Source organism: Enterococcus xiangfangensis (assembly GCF_005405365.1).
Lineage (GTDB): Bacteria > Bacillota > Bacilli > Lactobacillales > Enterococcaceae > Enterococcus_A > Enterococcus_A xiangfangensis.
On the sequence record NZ_BJDX01000002.1, the window covers coordinates 215,833 to 234,451 of the forward strand.

The following is an 18,619-nucleotide window of genomic DNA, read 5'->3' on the forward strand; positions in this document are numbered from 1 at the left end:
GATAAATCATTGGGAATGAAGCACTAAATAAATAAAAAATACTTTTGAAAAAAATGTCGTCTGTTTTGTCTTGACCTTCACGTTACGTCAAGGTGTAAGATATTTCTTGTCAGGTAGAACTAGTAAAATAGTACGGATCAGTAAGTGAAAAATTGTTTCATCAATGATTGCGCTAGATTGATGAAGGATGCAGTAAAAGGCTTCATTTGGAGCAAATAAAACTGGCTGTAAGAGGGGATAAGATGAATTATACAATTAAACAAATGGCGGAAATTTCAGGTGTCAGCCCACGAACGTTGCGATTTTATGATGAACGTTCATTATTGAAGCCCGCTTTTTTAAGTGAAGCAGGCTACCGGATGTATACCGAAAAAGAAGTCGATCGACTGCAACAAATTTTATTATACCGTTCAATGGAACTCCCGTTAAAAACAATCAAAGAACTGATTGATCGGCCTGACGAAAAAATTCAAGAGACGTTGCTTCAACAAAGAAACCAACTAGAACAAAAACGCCAAGAGTTGGATCACTTGCTGCAAGTCCTTGATAATACTTTGCGTTACTATAAAGGAGAGATTAAGATGACAAATAAAGAAAAATTTGAAGCGTTCAAACAAGAAAAGCTAGCAGAAAACGAAGAAAATTATGGTCAAGAGATTCGTGAAAAATATGGAGAAGCAGCAGTGGAAGAGTCAAACCAGCGCTGGCAAAATATGAGTGAATCCGATTATCAAAAGTTACAAGAAACTGAAAGAACACTGATTAAGAAACTCACTCAGTATCTTGAGTCAGAAGAACTCCCTAGTGAACTAGCAGAAGAAATCTATTCTTTGCATAAGTCTTGGCTGCAATTTAGCTGGAAAGAATATTCTGGCGAGGCACACAAAGGGCTAAGTGAAATGTATCTAGCAGATGAACGCTTCACACATTATTATGACGATAAAAGTGGTCAAGGTGCTACTGAAGCGCTCTATCAAATTATTCAATACTATGCATAATGCTGAATCAGTAGTAGAGTCGCTGAGTAAAATAGGATTCAAAAAAACTGCACAAATACTAATTATCTACAATTAAGAAGTCGTGATAGATCACGGCTTTTTTATATTAAAAAACAGTTTCTTACACGGCAGAATAAAGTCACTAATTGTCTAATTTAATTTCTGTTAGAGAAACTTATAGTTACTTTCTCAACAAACAGCAGAGCTTTTTTAATGTCAGTCAAAAAAATCAAAAATCATAAAAGAATTATCAAATTAGGATTAAAAAATCAGAATTGTAAGTCGCATTCAATTAGCAGATTGATTTGTTAAATCTCTTGGCATGTAAGGCTTTTTTTGGACATCCTTCGTTTAATGAAAAAAATAACTAGAAAGCGCTTTATAATTACTGTACAAAAGTATCTTTGATTCGATACAATGGAGAAAAGGGGGGCTTTATTATGAAAGAATCGTACCAAAAGATACTTGTCGCAGTAGATTCATCTGACCAGGCACGTCGCGCATTTCAAGAAGCAATCGAAGTTACTCGCAGGAACCATGCACATTTGTATATTTTGATGGTATCAGATACCAATCGCTTGGGTGCTGAACCTTATGCTGTAGATCATGTTATAAAAGAGATGCACAAAGCATCAAGTGCTGTAATCGAATCGTTAGAAAAATCGATTCCAGAAGATATTGCTTATACCTCAGTCATGAATGAAGGAAATCCTAAAGCTGAGATTGTCACTTATGCTGAAGAACAAGGAATCGACTTGATTTTGATGGGCGCAACCGGTACAGGAACCTTTTCACGTTTGCTCTTAGGTTCAACGACAGCTTATGTAGTCAATAATGCTCTTTGTAACGTGATGGTTGTTCGATAATTTTTTAAAAATGTAGGAAGAGGCTGTGTTATCACAGTCTCTTAATTTATTTAAAGCAGTACTATTTTTTTATTTTTAAGTCTCAATCGAATGGCTCTTCATTAATTAGTGAGCTTATTCAAGTATTGTTGATTTTTTTCGTGTATGAATCCCTTTGAAAACGAGTTCATCTTCTTTACGTTCAAACTGAAAACAGATATCTTTTTTTCGGCCGGTCTTTTTGGCAGGAATAACAAAATAATCACGATTTTCAGCATCCATCTTAGTAGTGATTTGATTCAAAAATAGTGCTAACGGAAGCGAATCTTTTACTAAGGAATCATATGTTCGATAAAAAATTTCAACAGAATCTGGACTAATCATAGACATGGTCATCACCTCAATAATAGTATACGAACATTTGTTCGAAAAGTAAAGTTGCAATTGAATCCCTTGTTAAATAAACTACGTAAAAAAAAGAAACTTCTATCTGAAAAATAGAAGTTTCTTTGAGATTATCTTGTCAAAATAAAGTAGACAGTGAGCCAAAAAAGCAGACAGGCTCCAAAGATTATCCGAATGACGACATGTTTTGGTTGGCGATAAAGCCACTGATAAAATTTTTTCATAAAAATCCTTTTTATTGTCTCTAGTAGAGAAATTTGTTCCAGTAAAAATGCTAACGCAATCTAAGAAGGAAGTAAAGGCTAAGAACACAACTTAAATCGCGCAAATGTATCAGATTAGAGCGTGGATGGTTGGAATCGAACCAACACCTCTGTCTTAAATGCGGACTACTTCATTGAACGAGTAAAACACCAAGTTCACCCACAAGGATAGTATAATCGAGTCCAAATTATTTTTAAAGCTGATTACGGCTAATTAAAAAAAGATTATGCTTTGCCTTTTTTAGCATAGTCTTCTGAAAATTCTTTGGCGATGATCCAGCCATAACTTTCGGTGATCGCCGCAGCAGTGGAACCATTGATGACATTACCAGCAACTGGAAGTTTTCCAACTAAGAAGCGAGCAGTCAGCTGTCCTGCTTTTTGAGCTAAAAATTGAGTAGCTAATGCCTTTGCTGTGCCTTCTTCCAATTTGATATGAAAGACCTTACCTAAAGCAATCACCATCGCGGTTTGGATCGGTAGTAGAACAGTTGCATCTGGAAAAGGTAATTGAGCCATTCCGGCACCTACAACGGCCGCGGCAGCAGATGCACTGTGGATAATGAGATGGACTTTTTTCTGTTGCGTTTTATTCATCACGAAAGCTCCTTTATTCGTTCAAATTGTATCAAAAATAGTTTGGTTAGTTAGTTGAAAGAAGTTTAGCATCTAGACACAAAAAGAACAATTTTTCTTGTCTTCCTTAAGGCAGTTTTAACTATTCGAAAAGTAAAAAAATGAGGAGAAACAGTTATTTTTATTTTTAGTAAGCAGGGGAGAATGATAAACTATGAGTCAAGGGGGCGGCAAAAATGGTTGATGAATATAAAAATATTCTAGTTGCTGTGGATGGTTCAGCAAAATCAAAAAAAGCATTTGATGAAGCAATTAATATCGCGAAAAGAAATAAGGGAAAATTGACCTTAGCAACAGTTATTGATACGGCTAGTTTCAGCGGAACAACCGGAGGAAATTCGCTTCCACTGATGCAGGAAGCCCGCGAAAAAGCTCAGCAGAGCATCGCAGAATTAGAGCAGCATCGGATGGCTGAAGAACAAGCGGTTCATTTAACTTCACAAATTCTCGCTGGCAATCCTAAGCGGGAAATTGTCGAATTAGCGAAGGAATTAGAAACAGATCTGATCGTCATGGGCTCCACCGGATTAGGCGCATTATCGTTGCTGTTAGTCGGATCGACTACTGCTTATGTCGTGAATCAAGCACCATGTAACGTCATGGTAGTAAAATAAGCAAAAAAACGTCTACCCGTCAGAGTCAGACGTTTTTTTCGTCAAGTGTCATGATCAATTCATTTCCAACATCATAAACATACATGACTCGAGGAAATTCTACTTCTTCATAGTCTTGAACATACGGTGCGGTAATCCCATCAGAAAAATACGGCTCACTTTGAGAATAGACGATACTTAATGTATGAGCTATTTTATTTTTAAAAAAATGAAAGCGTTGCGGAGAAGTAAGATTCAGACCTTTGATTGGCCGCATGAAGATCATATGCCAAATTTCCTGCTGCATGTGTTCAGGAACAAGGCTAAACGGAACATCGCTTCGACGAGTTTTAGTTGGTTCAAACATTTTGTTCAGTCCTTTCTTTTCTTTATCATAGCAGTTTTTATTTAGAAAAAAAGTAAAAATAATCATTTTTTGAGGATTCAGTTCGTCTAAACGGCTTTTTTGAGTTAAAGATGATAAGGTAAAAAGAGAAGAAATAAAGGTAGTTTGAGTTGTTTTATGGATCGGAAAAAAGATGAACGTTTAGGAGGTTTTTTAAATGGATAAGAATATGGAGACCTTGTTGGCTAACGCCGATACTTTTATGCTGACTACGATCGATAATCGCGGATTTCCGCATGTGATTGCTGTTTCACCACCACTTGAACGAAATGGCTTCTACTATTTTAAATTTTATATCAATGGTGATGGACGGACCGCAGAAAATATTCGCCATAATCGCACAGGCAGTCTCTTTTGTTTTGACGAAGCTCAACATGAAAGCATCTCCTTGAAAGGCTATTTATTCACTGAAGAATTAGTAGAGTACAAAAAGCTAGCTGCTCAACTGAATGAATTCCAAAAAGAGTTAAATTACAAGAATCCGATGATCGCCGTTTTTGAGACATTGAGTGTCAAACATTACAAAAAAATGCAAAGCGAATTTTTGGACATACCAGAAAAATAAAAAAAACATCCCTTCAATTGGAGGGATGTTTTTGTTTTAATCAACTTCAACCGCAGTTGGAGCTACCTTGGCTTTTTTGATAATTTTTGCAAGTATCCATGAGAAGATGATGCAGCCAATTCCCATTACGATAGCATAGATGAACATCATATTAAAGCCTGCTTTACCAGGATTAGCATCTAACCAGCCACCAATCATCGTGTACATGAATACGTCTGGTAAATAACCAAGACATGAAACAATTCCAGAAACCCGACCAGTCATTTCAACGGGGAAACCGGCATCGTCAATGATAGCAAAGTATTGACTGCGGACTACATAAATAAAGAATAGTCCGAAGATAAAGTTTGCTATTACTGCTGTTAAAAGACCTGCACCGACAGGCAATACTAGAAATCCAGCGAAACATAGTGTCAGTAAGGCAGCTCCTCCAATAATCACACGCAAACGTGATCCCATTTTATCAGCAATGATCCCACCGATAATTCCACCGGCCGCCTGCACTAGGTAACGTATCCCACCAAGAGTCGTTCCACCGGCCACAGATAAACCATAAACACTGATAGCATAAGTATTAATATACCCTAGAATTCCATAAATGCTGTAAGCAAAAAATACAATAGCAACTAATACCCATGTACGGGGCAGTCTCAATGTTTTAAACATCCCAATCACAACTTTAGAGATTGGTTCTGTGTGTGTTTCTGCAGCTGTGTCTTCAATAACAAACCAATTTAAAATACCAATAATGAAAACAGCGATTGCGCAGACTCGAATAGCCCAAGTTGTACCTAGTATTTCATTTGAAAAACGACTGTATACAGCGGTCATACCAAATACTAACAATGCATTCAATAATCCGCGTAATCCTTCTTGCCAACCAAACAAACGGCCTTGTTCGGAACTATCACCTAACATCCGAGTTGCTTTAATGGCTGCAGACCAGTAAGTAATGATTGTCGATATCCCCATTAAAATGAAAATTAAACGACTGATTTGAAAACTGGGGAAAGTCGAAAACCAAAATCCTAATACACCGGTGATTAAGAATGAAAAGGTCAGTAACTTTCGAGCTGAGAATTTATCTGCTACAATCCCACCAATAAAGTAAGAAAAAGTTGCCATTGTAGCGTAACCTGATGAAAGCATCCCCATCTGTGCATTAGTTAAATCCATTGCATGCTGGATTGGAACATAAAAGGTTTCCCTAATGTAAGGAAGCTGAAAGATAATACCAGCGCCGGCTGATAATAGCAACAATGTTCCCCATTTTTTAACTGCTTGCTTGTTCATATAACGTCCTCCTGTTTGTGAATTGTTCTGGAAAAAAACAAAAAAGAAGCAACGCTTAAATAAGCGTTACTTCTCTCTGGTCTCTAGTAACATCCAAAGTATAGAATTTCATGAAAGCGATGTCAACTCTTTTTTGAATGCTAAATGTTTTCAACAAATAGTATCAATTGATAATTGTCTGGGGAAAAGTGCGTAAAATCTCGATAATTTAACAGATAATTATATTTTTTCTCTTAGGTGTGATTGACGAAAAAGATATTTTCACTTAGACTATGGAAATACAGGAGTCGCCCCTGATAAGGTTGCGATAAATTTACTTATTATTTTAAAACAACGTATTCTTCTTTTTTGTAAATTGTTATGAAAGTTTGTGAGATACAACGAAATGAAAGCGTATTAAATTACTTGTAGGGATAAGGATAATAATGAAAAAAAAAATTATACAAATGATGGAGGACAATCCACTAATTGCGGCTATTAATAGCAAGCGTAGTTTTGAGAAAGCCCTGACTTGTGAAAGTGATATAATCTTTGTTTTGTATGGAGATGTTTGCAGTATCGTGGACATTGTTGATCAATTAAAAGATGCTGGGAAGATTGTAATGGTAGATGTGGACCTGATTGATGGGTTAGCAGCGAAAGAGACAGCTGTCGAGTATTTAAAACGGGCGACAAGAACAGATGGCATTATCAGTTCAAAATCGATTTTATTACGAGCGGCAAAAACTCGGGGATTATTTACGGTTCATCGCTTTTTCCTGATTGACTCTAAGTCTTACCACAATTTACCGAAGCAATTGGGAACATCAAAAGCAGACGTAGTAGAAGTTTTGCCAGGAGCGATGCCAAAAGTGTTATCTTGGGTACAAGATGTTGTGGATGTTCCAATTATAGCAAGCGGTTTAGTTTGCGACAAGGAATTAGTGATGACTGCTCTGCAGGCAGGTGCAGTAGCTATTTCATCAACAAACATGGATGTTTGGGAAATATAGAATAAAAAACCGGTAGTTGTTGCTAAGAGGACAGAGAAAAGCGGACACCACTTATTTGGTGTCCGCTTTTTTATTATGAATTATTTTAATAAGTGGGAGGAAATAAATGGAAATTACAGAATTTAGTATGGATTTGTTTTCGTTAAGAGGGCAAACTGCCATTGTGACTGGGGGAAATACGGGAATCGGACGAGCACTTTCGTTGGCCTTAGCAAAAAGCGGAGCGAATATACTTGTTCCAAGTCTGATTGATGATGATGGAACGACACAAAAAATTATTGAAGAAACTGGATCATGCTATGTCTTTATGGAAGTTGATTTAACAGAAGAAAATGTTTCTAAGCAAGTAGTGGAGTATTGTGTGGAAGTTTTTGGTGGAGTAGACATTTTGGTTAATTGTGCGGGTATGCATCTTTCAGATGAGGTACTTCAGTTTGATCGTTCAAAATGGAATCCAATGGTCCAGTTGAACTTGACGGCAGCCTTCGAGATGGCTCATGAAGCCGCGAAAGTAATGATTCCGCAAAAAAGCGGCAAGATTATTAATATTTGTTCACTATTTTCATATCTAGGAGGGCAACAATCTCCAGCAAATGCAGCGGCTAAACACGGATTAGTTGGACTAACCAAAGCATATTGTGATGAATTGGCAACTTATGGTATCCAAGTCAACGGGATTGCTCCGGGGTACTTGATGACTGATATGACAATAAGAGATCAAGAGAATCCTGTGATTAATCAACAAGTTTTGACTCATACACCAGCTAAACGCTGGGGTGAGTTATCAGATTTGATGGGTACATTAATTTTTTTAGCAAGCCCTGCTTCGAATTTTGTTAATGGACATGTTTTACCGGTAGATGGGGGTTACTTAGTACGATAGTTTTGATTTGTCACGGCGGGTGAGTTCTTGTTGTGACATATTACATAATGGATGGAGGAATCATTTATGATTGAATTTGAACAAGTAGAAAAAAGGTACGGCGAGGATTCGATTGCAGTCCAACCATTTGATTTAACAATTGATGATAATCAGTTTATTTGTGTTATTGGAACAAGCGGGAGCGGAAAAACTACTTTATTACGGATGATCAATCGGATGATAGAACCTTCGAATGGTAGCATCAAGATCAACGGACAAGACGTCACAAAGTTGAATGAGGATGAACTACGGCGGAAAATTGGTTATGTAATTCAAAATGTCGGTTTATTTCCTCATATGACAATCAGAGAAAATATCATGATTGTACCTAAGTTGCTGAAATGGAGTGAGGAAAAAAAAGCCGGGATTGCTGAACGTTTGATCCAACGAGTCGAACTGCCCTTAGATTATTTAGAACGTAAGCCGAAAAACCTTTCCGGCGGACAACAGCAACGGATCGGAGTCATCCGTGCTTTGGCGGCTAGTCAGGATATTATATTAATGGATGAGCCGTTTGGTGCTTTAGATCCTATCACTCGAGACGCATTGCAAGTAATGATCAAAGGACTGCAACAAGAGATGCGCAAAACAATTGTCTTTGTGACTCATGACATGGATGAAGCAATCAAATTAGCTGATAAGATTATCATCATGGATCACGGAGAGATTATGCAGTACGCAGATGTTACTACAATTTTAGAACACCCAGTCAATAGTTTTGTTGAGGAGTTGATTGGTAAACGTAAACGTAATAGCTATTACAATAATGGAATGACTGTTTCTGATTTGATGGTAGACAGGGTCGAAGCAATTTCAATCAGTAAATCAATTACAGAAGCCATTCGGCAGATGTCTGAAAAAAAAGTCGATACTTTACTAGTAGTAGACGATCAAAATTGTTTAAAAGGATTTGTCGATATCAATTTTATCGAGCACAATATTTCTAAGCTAAAACCGACCTCATCCGTTTTTGAAATTATGGAAACTGATACGGCCAGCGTCAATGAAAATGATCGTGTAGCAGATGTAATCGAACCGCTAATCAATCATATCTTTAAATATTTGCCAGTAGTGGATAATGAAGAACATCTTGTAGGAATTGTCACCCGTTCTTCATTGGTTTCACTAGTCCAGAAGCAGCTACAGTAGGAGATGATGATATGGATTTTTTGTCTGAATATGGCACTGAAATTTTATTGAAATTCTGGGAACACTTTTATTTGTCCTTTTTGGCAATTTTTTTAGGTATTGTTGTAGCAGTTCCTTTAGGGGCTCTGTTGACACGCTTAAAAAGAGGTTCTGAAACAATTATTAAAGTTGTTGGTATTTTTCAAACGGTTCCCTCATTGGCGTTACTTTCCATCATGATTCCTTTTTTTGGAATTGGGAAAATCCCAGCGGTTATCGCTTTATTTTTATATTCATTGTTGCCTATTCTACGAAATACTTATACTGGAATCAAATCGGTAGATACAATCTATTTAGACGCTGCAAAAGGAATGGGAATGTCACAAATACAACGTTTATTGCAAATCGAACTACCTTTAGCGATGGGAATTATCATGGCGGGGATTCGCGTTTCGACGGTCTACGTTATTTCTTGGACGACCTTAGCGTCTTATATTGGAGCTGGTGGTTTAGGGGATTATATTTTTAATGGTTTAAATCTCTACCGGATGGATCTGGTATTGATCGGAACGATCCCAATCACGCTTTTAGCATTGGTTTCAGATGCATTGTTGAAGCAGTTAGAACAAAAACTAACGACGGATAGAGGGTGAGCCGATGAAAAAGAGAACTGTTCTTTTAGTAGTAATGGCCTTGCTTTTTGGAAGTTTTATTATTCAGAATTTTTCGACTAAAGATGACACTATCACAGTAGCAGGCGGAGTAACTTCGGAATCACAAATTTTAGGCAATATTGTAGTGGAATTATTGAAACATTCGACAGATAAAAACATTGTTTACCTGAACAACCTAGGCTCTGCGAATTTAATGCATGAGGCAATGGTACGAGGGGATTTAAATGTTGCACCAACTCGTTATACTGGAACAGACTTAATTGGGACTTTGGGTTTGCCAACAGAAAAAGATCCGAATAAAGCATTGGCTATTGTACAACGAGAGTTTGACCGACGTTTTGGCTTTGAGTGGTTTCCCAGTTATGGTTTTTCCAACCAATTTACGTTTATGGTGACTCAAGAAACAGCTAATAAATATGGATTGAAGAAAGTTAGTGATCTGCAAAAATATGCAGGAAAAATGCGATTAGGCTCGGATCAAACTTGGTATAAACGAGAAGGCGATGGTTATAAAGGGTATACTGAGGCTTATAAAACAAAATTTCAACGGGTCTATCCGATGCAGGTTGGTCTACTCTATGATGCCTTAGTCGCAAATGAACTCGATGTTATCTTAGGGTATTCGACAGATGGTCGTGTGGGTAGCTACAACCTCGTGATGCTGGAAGATGATCTCCATTTCTTTCCACCATATACTTGTAGCGTAGTTGTCTCGGATGCAACGTTGAAGAAATATCCAGAACTAAAACCGATCTTGTTGAAGTTACAAGGGACAATCGATACAGAAACGATGCAGCAGTTAAATTATGAGTCAGATAATGAATTGATTGAGCCGAAGATTGTCGCTCAACGTTTTTTAGAGAAGCATAACTTTTTTGAGGAGGGCAGCTGATGTTTGATCATTTAGTACAGTATTTAAGTGAGAATTCTTCGTATTTAGTCACACAATTTGGTGTTCATATTTATATCTCTGTGATTGGTGTTATGCTGACCTTTTTGATTGGTTTTCCTTTAGGAATTCTTTTATCTGAACAGCCAAAACTGTCCAATATTGTGATTGGGATTATCAATGTGATCCAAACGATCCCATCGATTGCTATGTTGACGATGCTCTTGATCTTGATGGGGTTAGGGCAAAATACAGTTGTGGTGACAGTTGTCTTGTATTCTTTATTGCCAATTGTTAAAAATACCTATGTCGGTTTAGTTACTGTCGATCCAATGTATATTGACAGTGCTAAAGGGATCGGCATGAATCGTTATCAAATTTTATACATGATCAAGATTCCATTGGCATTGCCCGTGATTTTAGCAGGTGTGCGTAATGCATTAGTAATTTCCGTGGGGATTACGACAATCGGCTCGTTTATTGGGGCAGGTGGTGTCGGCGACGTGATTTTGCGAGGAATCGCGATTACAGATGGAGGACCAATCATTGTTGTAGGTGCAGTTTTGTGTGCTTTTATTGCTATAATGATGGACTGGCTGTTTGACTGGATTATGAAATAGAATAAGACCTCCGAAATACGCGGAGGTCTTATTTTGTCAGTTTTCGGATAACTTCTTCGATGTAGATCATGAAGATTGTACGGGTCTTTTCATGCGATCTTAACTGTTCATTCTGGTGGAACTTAGTTAGGAAAATAATTTCACTAGTATCAAGTGCTAAGTCTGTATTTAGTTCTTCCATTACTAGCAATGATTTAGCGTGATGTTCTTTAGCTTCTTCAAGTAATGGATTAAAGTTGGCAAACTTTCCAGAAACTGAAAAAATTAGTAATAGAGAATCCTCAGTCAGTAAATTAGGAATTAATGATGGATGACCTACCCGAATGACGTTCTTGTTTAAGGTAAAGTTGAGCTTATATTCAAAGTACTCCATACAAACATTTGTCGGGCCGTAACCAAATAGTAAAATTTTCTCCGATTTTTGGATAAGGCTCGCAAGGTAGTCAACTGAGGAGTCATCAAAATTATCCATAAAGTTTTGGATACGAGCAAATTCACTATTTATTTTCTTCTGTTTGACTAACTCTTTACCAGTTAAGAAGCGAAAATATTCTTTATAACCTGAAAATCCTATTTTTTTGACCAATTTAGAAATTTTTGAAGGCGAAACCCCTGTCAATTTTGCTGCCTCAGTAATCGTTAAGTTGGGTTTGTTTTGGCTTTCCTCGGCCAAATGATTATGTATTCTTATTTCAAGATCATTCATCCGATCCAGTTGTATTTTCACACGAGACACTTCCTTTTATTTTTCATATAGAAATCTTTGGATGATTTCTTATATCGTGAATCAAAAATAGCATGAGCATAATCTAAAAAGCAAGTAAAATATGGAAAATTTTCCATAATATATCAAAAATATAAAAAAAAGCAGAAAATCTAATTAAATTTTAATGTAAAAACATCTTCATATCATTATACTAAATCCATGGAAAGCGCTTTTAAAAAAGATGAATGGAGTTAATTGAATGAATTCTGACACATTAGTTAAAGAAGCAATTATCAAAGACGTAAAGAACATTGTTTCTGAAGAACAAGTAATAACAGATTATGAAACATTGTATGATGCATCTTCCGACCGCTATCGTAAATATATGAAAGCAAAACGTGTATTGGATAATCCAATGCCGACTGCTGTTGTTTATCCCAACAATACAAAAGAAGTCAAAGATTTGCTGATGTATTGTAATGAAAATGATATCAATGTTATTCCTCGAAGCGGAAAAACGGCAACTGAAGGCGGCTTAGAAAACTGGAAAGAGTTAGCATTAGTGATTGATGGCTCTCATATGAATAAAATTTTGAAGATTGATCCATACAATATGCAAGCAACTGTTCAAGCAGGCGTGCCATTGCAAGCTTTAGAAGATGAATTAAGAAAAATTGGCTACACAACTGGACATTCACCACAATCAAAACCGATTGCACAATATGGCGGGTTAGTCGCAACTCGTTCAATCGGACAATTTTCGACTTTATATGGTGGAATCGAAGACATGGTGGTAGGACTTGAATGTGTCTTTCCTAATGGTCACATTTCACGTATTAAGAATATTTCTCGTCGTGCTGGCGGTCCAGATATTCGCCACATCGTTATTGGAAATGAGGGAACCTTATGCTATATCACTGAAGTAACAGTGAAAATCTTTAAATACTATCCAGATAACAATAAATTCTATGGCTATCTAGTCAACAGTGTAGAAGACGGTGTGAAGGTTCTTCGTGAAGTCATGGTAAACGGTTACCGTCCATCAGTTGCTCGGACATATTCACCCGAAGATGCTCGCCAACATTTCTATCATTTTTATGAAGATAAATGTGTTTTAATCTTTATGGCAGAAGGACCAAAAGGCATTGTGGAAGCAACTGGTAAAGGAATTGAAGAAGCTGTTGAGAAATTTAAAGAAGGCGTCTTCAAACAAGTAGATTCACAGCTGATCGAAAATTGGTTTAATCAATTAAATTGGACGCAACAGACTATTGAAGATGAAATTCAAGGGATGATCAATAACGATAAACATGATGGCTATACAACGGAAGTTTCGGCAGACTGGGAAACAATTACAAAGATTTATAATAATGTCATTGATCGTATCCGAAATGAATTTCCGCGTGCTGATGATCTAACGATGCTGGGTGGACACTCTTCGCATAGTTATTTGAATGGAACTAATATGTACTTTGTTTATAACTACAATATTAATTGTGAACCTGAAGATGAAATGAAAATCTATCATCATCCAATTCAAGCAATTATCGTTGAAGAAACACTAAAATTAGGCGGTTCGATGTGCCATCATCATGGGATTGGAAAATATCGTAATGAGTGGACTAAAGAAGAACATCAATCAGCCTACTATATGCTAGAAAGCTTGAAAGAAACCTTTGACCCTAAAGGTGTAATGAGCTTTGGTAATATCTACCCAGTTCAAGAAGGATTGAAGTATCAAAAATAAGTAATTGATTCATTTAAGGGCGAAAAATCGCCCTTAAATGAAATGATAGGAAGGGTCAGTATGAGAATCATTTGTTTAGTCAAATATGTTCCTGATACGGAAAAATTTGAATACGATTACAAAACAGACAAAATTAATCGTAATGCTTCTCGTCTGATTTTGAATCCAGATGATAAAAATGCAGTAGCTTGGGCTATGGCGCAAAAGAAACAGGACTCTTCCACTTATGTTGAAGTTGTCTCGATGGGACCAGAAAAACTGGAGGAACCGTTGAAAGATTTCGTTCGTCTAGGAGCTGATTGTGCAACGTTAATAAGTGATCGACGTTTTGCTGGCAGTGACTCATTAGTGACGGCTCGTATCATTTCTAAATTTCTAGCTTCAAAGGACTACGATGTAATACTCACAGGGACACACACTTTAGATGGCGGAACGGGGCACATTGGTCCTCAGATTGCGGAATCATTGGGACTAAATCAATTCTCTAATGTCATTACTATCAATGAAGTGAATCAAGCGTTTTCAATTGTTGAGGCTTTGCAGGAGAAGAAAACATATCGTTTGAAGATTCAGAATCCTTGTGTATTAAGTGTGACTCACCAAATGAATTTACGTTTAGGATTTGTACGTTATGAAAATATCGAGAAAAATGTAGATGACCAATTTTCACTGGTAACGAATGACACTTTGCAACTGTTGCCAACACAAATTGGCGGCAAAGGCTCACCAACTAAGGTGAGAAAAAATGTGGTAGTCAAAAGAGAGCAGGTAGAACACAAAGTAGTAGGAGTCGATGATGAAGGAATAAACGAAGTAATTCGATTTCTAAAAGAAAAGGGGTACTTAGATGTTTAAAGCACTCATTCTGATAGATAACGATTCTGTCGAGTATTCGCTAAACTTGATTGAATTGATTCATCGGTTGGCTGGTGATGAAGTAGCTTATGTTTATGGGTTAGGAATTAACTTGTCTGGGGAAGTTAAAGGGCTTGATGCGATGATTCGCGTCAATATACCAATGAATCAACAAAAAGATAGCCGCATATTTACTGATATCATTGAACAAGTTCATAAAAAATATCAATTTGATAGTATCATTATTTTGGCGACAGATTTTGGTCGGATGATAGCTCCACGGTTGGCAATGCGGCTCGAAGTAGGATTAGTGGCTGATATCACTGACGTTGAAGTCGACAAGCGAGGCAGAAAATTAATTAGGCCAGCCTTTTCAGGAAATATTATGGCGAAGATTGTATGTGAATCAAGTCCAATTATGGCTAGTGTACATCCAAATGTATTTCATGCTGATGAATTAACAAGCGAACCGGAAATTATTAATTTTATACCAACAGAATTGAAAGCGTCAACAATTGAAGTGCTAGATATTTTGGAAAATGAACAAGATACAATAGATATCCGCGAGGCAGATGTACTTGTTTCTGCTGGTGGGGGATTCACTAAACCGATTGATGAACTAAAGGTATTAGCTGAGAAATTAAACGGTATCGTAGCAGTTTCCAAACGACTAGTGGATTGTAAAAAAGCACCACGGGAGATTCAAGTCGGACAATCTGGAAAAACAGTGAGTCCCAGTCTTTATATCGCATTGGGGATTTATGGCTCGACTCAGCACATTGAAGGGTTAAAAAATGTCAAAGAAATTATCTCGGTGAATACAGATCTTGGTGCGCCGATGAATTACTTAGCGAATCTTGTTGTACATGGAGATGCAACAATATTTGCGGAAAAGTTAAGAGCTAGATTACAGGAATAGTCCAGAATGGATAAAAAATAAGAATAAAGGAAAAGAAGGTAGAAAAATGGAAATCAAAGACTTTAAAATGGATATGTTTTATATCAAAGGGAAGAACGCTATCATTACTGGTGGAAATACAGGATTAGGACAAGCATTCTCATTGGCTTTAGCTGAGGCTGGTGCAAACATTTTTATGCCATCGATTATGCCAGATGATCCAGAATTTAATGCAGTGCTGCAAGAACGCGGTGCTAAAACTGTATATATGGAAGCAGATATTACTAAAGATGGTGTTTGTCAAGAAATTATTGAAAGATGTGTCGCAGAACTTGGGTCAGTAGATATTTTAGTAAACTGTGCAGGAATCTGTCCTATCGATGATGTTGTGAGCTATGGTCGTGACAAATGGGATCCAACAATCGATATCAACTTAACGGCAGCATTTGAGATGAGTCATGAGGCTGCAAAAGTCATGATTCCACAAAAAAGCGGAAAAATTATCAATATCTGTTCACTATTTTCTTTCTTGGGTGGTCAATGGGCTCCTGCATATGCGGCATCTAAGCATGGTCTAGCAGGTTTGACAAAAGCTTACTGTGATGAACTAGCACAATACAACATCCAAGTAAATGGAATTGCACCAGGATACTTCAAAACTCGTGCAGCAAAAGCATCCATCGAAGATCCAGAACGTGGTAAATGGATCGTAGACCATACACCTGAAGGACGTTGGGGAGATGTTGCAGATTTAATGGGAGCAACAGCTTTCTTAGCATCGGAAGCTTCACATTTTGTTAATGGCCATATTTTAGCTGTTGATGGTGGATTCTTAGTGCGATAGTTTACCTATTTTAAAGACTGAGACTAATAAGTTCTCGGTCTTTTTATCAATCTAATTATAATATTAAGCTAAAGTCTATTTAAATTAAGCAGTTGTATAAGTTGTTCGGATGAATGGTTGATTATCTATAACAACAGTTCAAATCTTTTTCATCTGTCTTTAAGAATAACTTTCTAACTAAAAGATCTTTCACTAATGTGAAAAAAGATTTATATTGTTGAAAATCGAACCATCTCTGAAAAAATGCAATCGAATAAACAAGGAGGACCATATGGAGAAAAAATATATTGTTGGTATTGATGGTGGGAGCCAAAGTGCTAAGATCGTCATTTTTGATCTGGAAGGAAATATTGTAGGCGAAGGTAAAGAAGCATTACGCCCAATGCATTTAGGGGATGATGTTGTAGTTGAACATCCAGGGGATGATCTGTGGGATGCTTTATGTGTTGCATCAGCCAAAGCAATGGATGATTTTGGAGTACGAAAAGAAAATATCGTTGGGATTGGTCTAGGCTTTATCCGTTGCTGTCGTGTGTTATTAAAAAAAGACGGGACACTGGCGCAACCAGTTATTAGTTGGATGGATAGGCGTACAGCAACACCGTATGTTCATGACAATCCAGATGTTCAATATGTAACATCAACAAGCGGATACATTACTCATCGATTGACAGGCGAGTTTAGAGACAATATTGGCAATAACTTTGGTCAGTGGCCAGTTGATTATGAAACATGGGATTGGTCGAATGATGAAGAAGTTTTAAAACAATATAATTTGCCTAAAGATATGCTGTTTGAAGCAGTGAAACCAGGTGATAAACTAGGCGTGATTACTAAAGAAGCCAGTGAGAAAACAGGTTTACCGGAAGGGGTACCAGTTTTTGCAACAACCAGTGACAAAGCAGTTGAAGCGCTGGGTGCAGGATTAATTCAGGATACCAGTGCCGTTGTTTCTTTGGGGACTTATATTTGCAGTATGATGATGGGAAAAGAAATGCCGCCAAGCGATGCTGTTAATTATTGGGGAATCTTATCATCAATGCCAAACAGTTATATTTATGAAGGTTATGGCATTCGTCGTGGAATGTGGACGGTTTCTTGGTTTAAAGACCTTTTAGGAGAAAAAATCAGTATCCGTTCTAATTATCAAGGTATCAGCGAAGAAGAATATTTGAATGATCAAGCAGCAAATGTTCCTGCTGGAAGTGATGGTTTAATGACTAAACTAGATTGGTTGGCTAATCCGTGGGAACCATTCAAACGTGGTGTAATGATTGGGTTTAACGCACATCACGACTATCGTTATTTATATCGTTCAATTTTAGAAGGAATTGCCTATACTATGAAAAATAACGTAACAAGTATGATCGATGAACTGGGACACCCAATTGATGAGGTCATTGTTACAGGTGGAGGGTCAAACAGCGATTTATTAATGCAGATTTTTGCCGATGTGTTCAATCTGCCAATCAAGCGTAATGTCGTCAATGGCAGCGCTAGCGTCGGTGCTGCAATCAATGCTGCGGTTGGTTTAGGTATTTATGAAAGTTATGAAGAAGCAGTCGATAAAATGGTTAAAGTTAAGGATATTTTCACACCAAAACCAGAAAATGTTATGATTTATAGACGACTAAATGAAGAGGTATACCAAAGTTTGACTGATTACACCGATGAAGTCTTGAAAAAAACTTACGATGTATTGCATTCAGAAAATTAGAAAAAAGTTAGACCTTCTTGGAGTAGAGAAATCTACTCCATTTTTTTTAACTAACTGTTAGGCGGTTTTCTGAGTATCAAAAATACGCCAAATCTTATTATAAAAGATCTTTTGTTTTAATAAGCTAAAGAAATTTTTCATAAGGGGATTTAGCTAAACAGCTCTTCTTTACCGAACCAGTACGTGCTAACTCAGTGATTCACCTGTAGTGTAATCCTAATTGAACGTTTTATTGCCAGATATTAGTTTTCCACTTTGTCTTTCAACTATTCATGAAGGGTTCTCAAGCTAGGCTCAAAATTATATTTAATCCTAAAAAATACTCCCAAAAAAGTTGGATTTTTGAAATCGGGATAATTTTGACTTTAGTCCTCTCTTTTTTTATTTTTAGAGGTTAGCAAGTTTATCATATAATTAAAATAATTCAAAAATTTTAATAGAAATCTTCCTTTAGAAAAAAGAATAAGTTTCTGTTTTATATAGGTAAAAATAGTGATAAACTCTCAGTAAGCGCTGTCGTTAGCAGAAGATAAACAATAAAATAGCACAAAAAAAGCGCCGAAACAGCGCCACTTTAAAAGTTGATTACGGACTAAGCCTTATTTTAACTCGCTATGTTGTTT

20 protein-coding genes are annotated in these 18,619 nt (G+C 36.9%); 15 read left to right on the forward strand and 5 right to left on the reverse strand.

Annotated elements, in window-relative coordinates:
- The first annotated feature begins 242 nt into the window (after positions 1–242).
- Both FFM68_RS03195 and FFM68_RS03200 read left to right on the forward strand, forming a co-directional pair.
- The gene (locus FFM68_RS03195; RefSeq protein WP_137617994.1) at positions 243–998 is read left to right on the forward strand and encodes a MerR family transcriptional regulator; all 756 of its coding nucleotides are present in this window, start codon (positions 243–245) and stop codon (positions 996–998) included.
- 440 nt (positions 999–1,438) lie between these two features.
- Complete coding sequence (locus FFM68_RS03200) at positions 1,439–1,864, forward strand: universal stress protein (protein WP_137617995.1); 426 nt, start codon at positions 1,439–1,441, stop codon at positions 1,862–1,864.
- A gap of 114 nt (positions 1,865–1,978) precedes the next feature.
- Here the strand turns inward: FFM68_RS03200 and FFM68_RS03205 are convergent, their stop codons facing one another.
- Both FFM68_RS03205 and FFM68_RS03210 read right to left on the reverse strand, forming a co-directional pair.
- On the reverse strand, positions 1,979–2,233 hold the full coding sequence (locus FFM68_RS03205; RefSeq protein ID WP_137617996.1) for a DUF5960 family protein: 255 nt from the start codon (positions 2,231–2,233) through the stop codon (positions 1,979–1,981).
- Between the two features lie 503 nt (positions 2,234–2,736).
- A complete protein-coding gene (locus tag FFM68_RS03210; RefSeq protein WP_137617997.1) occupies positions 2,737–3,108 on the reverse strand; it encodes a hypothetical protein in 372 nt (123 codons plus the stop codon).
- A gap of 215 nt (positions 3,109–3,323) precedes the next feature.
- Between FFM68_RS03210 and FFM68_RS03215 the strand changes: the two genes are divergently transcribed.
- Positions 3,324–3,761: a universal stress protein gene (locus FFM68_RS03215; RefSeq protein WP_137617998.1), complete on the forward strand. Its 438-nt coding sequence runs from the start codon at positions 3,324–3,326 to the stop codon at positions 3,759–3,761.
- 25 nt (positions 3,762–3,786) lie between these two features.
- Here FFM68_RS03215 and FFM68_RS03220 read toward each other — a convergent pair whose 3' ends face one another.
- Positions 3,787–4,107 carry a hypothetical protein gene (locus FFM68_RS03220; protein ID WP_137617999.1) on the reverse strand — a complete coding sequence of 107 codons (321 nt, stop codon included), beginning with the start codon at positions 4,105–4,107 and terminating at the stop codon, positions 3,787–3,789.
- Positions 4,108–4,303: 196 nt separating this feature from the next.
- Between FFM68_RS03220 and FFM68_RS03225 the strand changes: the two genes are divergently transcribed.
- Entirely contained in the window at positions 4,304–4,711 is a 408-nt protein-coding gene (locus tag FFM68_RS03225; RefSeq protein ID WP_137618000.1) for a pyridoxamine 5'-phosphate oxidase family protein, read from the forward strand.
- A gap of 36 nt (positions 4,712–4,747) precedes the next feature.
- Here the strand turns inward: FFM68_RS03225 and FFM68_RS03230 are convergent, their stop codons facing one another.
- Positions 4,748–6,004: an MFS transporter gene (locus tag FFM68_RS03230; RefSeq protein WP_137618001.1), complete on the reverse strand. Its 1,257-nt coding sequence runs from the start codon at positions 6,002–6,004 to the stop codon at positions 4,748–4,750.
- Between the two features lie 449 nt (positions 6,005–6,453).
- Here FFM68_RS03230 and FFM68_RS03235 point away from each other — a divergent pair, with 449 nt between their 5' ends.
- The 6 genes from FFM68_RS03235 to FFM68_RS03260 all read left to right on the forward strand — a co-directional run bounded on the left by FFM68_RS03235 (position 6,454) and on the right by FFM68_RS03260 (position 11,229).
- Entirely contained in the window at positions 6,454–6,996 is a 543-nt protein-coding gene (locus FFM68_RS03235) for a glycerol-3-phosphate responsive antiterminator (protein WP_239585059.1), read from the forward strand.
- A 106-nt stretch (positions 6,997–7,102) separates the two neighbouring features.
- Positions 7,103–7,879, forward strand: coding sequence for an SDR family oxidoreductase (locus FFM68_RS03240; protein WP_137618003.1), 777 nt, complete (start codon positions 7,103–7,105; stop codon positions 7,877–7,879).
- A 66-nt stretch (positions 7,880–7,945) separates the two neighbouring features.
- Complete coding sequence (locus FFM68_RS03245; RefSeq protein WP_137618004.1) at positions 7,946–9,067, forward strand: ABC transporter ATP-binding protein; 1,122 nt, start codon at positions 7,946–7,948, stop codon at positions 9,065–9,067.
- An 11-nt stretch (positions 9,068–9,078) separates the two neighbouring features.
- A complete protein-coding gene (locus tag FFM68_RS03250) occupies positions 9,079–9,699 on the forward strand; it encodes an ABC transporter permease (RefSeq protein WP_137618005.1) in 621 nt (206 codons plus the stop codon).
- Between the two features lie 4 nt (positions 9,700–9,703).
- Positions 9,704–10,612, forward strand: a complete 909-nt coding sequence (locus FFM68_RS03255) for an osmoprotectant ABC transporter substrate-binding protein (RefSeq protein ID WP_137618006.1) — start codon at positions 9,704–9,706, stop codon at positions 10,610–10,612.
- Complete coding sequence (locus FFM68_RS03260) at positions 10,612–11,229, forward strand: ABC transporter permease (protein ID WP_137618007.1); 618 nt, start codon at positions 10,612–10,614, stop codon at positions 11,227–11,229. The genes FFM68_RS03255 and FFM68_RS03260 overlap by 1 nt, the downstream gene beginning before the upstream one ends.
- 28 nt (positions 11,230–11,257) lie before the next feature.
- Here the strand turns inward: FFM68_RS03260 and FFM68_RS03265 are convergent, their stop codons facing one another.
- On the reverse strand, positions 11,258–11,956 hold the full coding sequence (locus FFM68_RS03265) for a MurR/RpiR family transcriptional regulator (RefSeq protein ID WP_137618008.1): 699 nt from the start codon (positions 11,954–11,956) through the stop codon (positions 11,258–11,260).
- Between the two features lie 238 nt (positions 11,957–12,194).
- Between FFM68_RS03265 and FFM68_RS03270 the strand changes: the two genes are divergently transcribed.
- The 5 genes from FFM68_RS03270 to FFM68_RS03290 all read left to right on the forward strand — a co-directional run bounded on the left by FFM68_RS03270 (position 12,195) and on the right by FFM68_RS03290 (position 17,996).
- Entirely contained in the window at positions 12,195–13,682 is a 1,488-nt protein-coding gene (locus FFM68_RS03270; protein ID WP_137618009.1) for an FAD-binding oxidoreductase, read from the forward strand.
- Between the two features lie 60 nt (positions 13,683–13,742).
- Positions 13,743–14,537 (forward strand): electron transfer flavoprotein subunit beta/FixA family protein, encoded by a 795-nt coding sequence (locus FFM68_RS03275; RefSeq protein WP_137618010.1) that lies wholly within the window; start codon positions 13,743–13,745, stop codon positions 14,535–14,537.
- Positions 14,530–15,456: an electron transfer flavoprotein subunit alpha/FixB family protein gene (locus FFM68_RS03280; protein ID WP_137618011.1), complete on the forward strand. Its 927-nt coding sequence runs from the start codon at positions 14,530–14,532 to the stop codon at positions 15,454–15,456. Before FFM68_RS03275 ends, FFM68_RS03280 begins: the two co-directional genes overlap by 8 nt.
- 46 nt (positions 15,457–15,502) lie before the next feature.
- Positions 15,503–16,279, forward strand: coding sequence for an SDR family oxidoreductase (locus FFM68_RS03285; RefSeq protein ID WP_137618012.1), 777 nt, complete (start codon positions 15,503–15,505; stop codon positions 16,277–16,279).
- Between the two features lie 271 nt (positions 16,280–16,550).
- On the forward strand, positions 16,551–17,996 hold the full coding sequence (locus FFM68_RS03290; RefSeq protein ID WP_137618013.1) for an FGGY-family carbohydrate kinase: 1,446 nt from the start codon (positions 16,551–16,553) through the stop codon (positions 17,994–17,996).
- The last annotated feature ends 623 nt before the right edge of the window (positions 17,997–18,619 follow it).

Excerpts from the sequence above, each read along its gene's own strand:
- FFM68_RS03195 (WP_137617994.1), top strand. The coding sequence starts at position 243 with ATGAATTATACAATTAAACAAATGGCGGAAATTTCAGGTGTCAGCCCA.
- FFM68_RS03200 (WP_137617995.1), top strand. The coding sequence starts at position 1,439 with ATGAAAGAATCGTACCAAAAGATACTTGTCGCAGTAGATTCATCTGAC.
- FFM68_RS03205 (WP_137617996.1), bottom strand. The coding sequence starts at position 2,233 with ATGTCTATGATTAGTCCAGATTCTGTTGAAATTTTTTATCGAACATAT.
- FFM68_RS03210 (WP_137617997.1), bottom strand. The coding sequence starts at position 3,108 with ATGAATAAAACGCAACAGAAAAAAGTCCATCTCATTATCCACAGTGCA.
- FFM68_RS03215 (WP_137617998.1), top strand. The coding sequence starts at position 3,324 with ATGGTTGATGAATATAAAAATATTCTAGTTGCTGTGGATGGTTCAGCA.
- FFM68_RS03220 (WP_137617999.1), bottom strand. The coding sequence starts at position 4,107 with ATGTTTGAACCAACTAAAACTCGTCGAAGCGATGTTCCGTTTAGCCTT.
- FFM68_RS03225 (WP_137618000.1), top strand. The coding sequence starts at position 4,304 with ATGGATAAGAATATGGAGACCTTGTTGGCTAACGCCGATACTTTTATG.
- FFM68_RS03230 (WP_137618001.1), bottom strand. The coding sequence starts at position 6,004 with ATGAACAAGCAAGCAGTTAAAAAATGGGGAACATTGTTGCTATTATCA.
- FFM68_RS03235 (WP_239585059.1), top strand. The coding sequence starts at position 6,454 with ATGGAGGACAATCCACTAATTGCGGCTATTAATAGCAAGCGTAGTTTT.
- FFM68_RS03240 (WP_137618003.1), top strand. The coding sequence starts at position 7,103 with ATGGAAATTACAGAATTTAGTATGGATTTGTTTTCGTTAAGAGGGCAA.
- FFM68_RS03245 (WP_137618004.1), top strand. The coding sequence starts at position 7,946 with ATGATTGAATTTGAACAAGTAGAAAAAAGGTACGGCGAGGATTCGATT.
- FFM68_RS03250 (WP_137618005.1), top strand. The coding sequence starts at position 9,079 with ATGGATTTTTTGTCTGAATATGGCACTGAAATTTTATTGAAATTCTGG.
- FFM68_RS03255 (WP_137618006.1), top strand. The coding sequence starts at position 9,704 with ATGAAAAAGAGAACTGTTCTTTTAGTAGTAATGGCCTTGCTTTTTGGA.
- FFM68_RS03260 (WP_137618007.1), top strand. The coding sequence starts at position 10,612 with ATGTTTGATCATTTAGTACAGTATTTAAGTGAGAATTCTTCGTATTTA.
- FFM68_RS03270 (WP_137618009.1), top strand. The coding sequence starts at position 12,195 with ATGAATTCTGACACATTAGTTAAAGAAGCAATTATCAAAGACGTAAAG.
- FFM68_RS03275 (WP_137618010.1), top strand. The coding sequence starts at position 13,743 with ATGAGAATCATTTGTTTAGTCAAATATGTTCCTGATACGGAAAAATTT.
- FFM68_RS03280 (WP_137618011.1), top strand. The coding sequence starts at position 14,530 with ATGTTTAAAGCACTCATTCTGATAGATAACGATTCTGTCGAGTATTCG.
- FFM68_RS03285 (WP_137618012.1), top strand. The coding sequence starts at position 15,503 with ATGGAAATCAAAGACTTTAAAATGGATATGTTTTATATCAAAGGGAAG.
- FFM68_RS03290 (WP_137618013.1), top strand. The coding sequence starts at position 16,551 with ATGGAGAAAAAATATATTGTTGGTATTGATGGTGGGAGCCAAAGTGCT.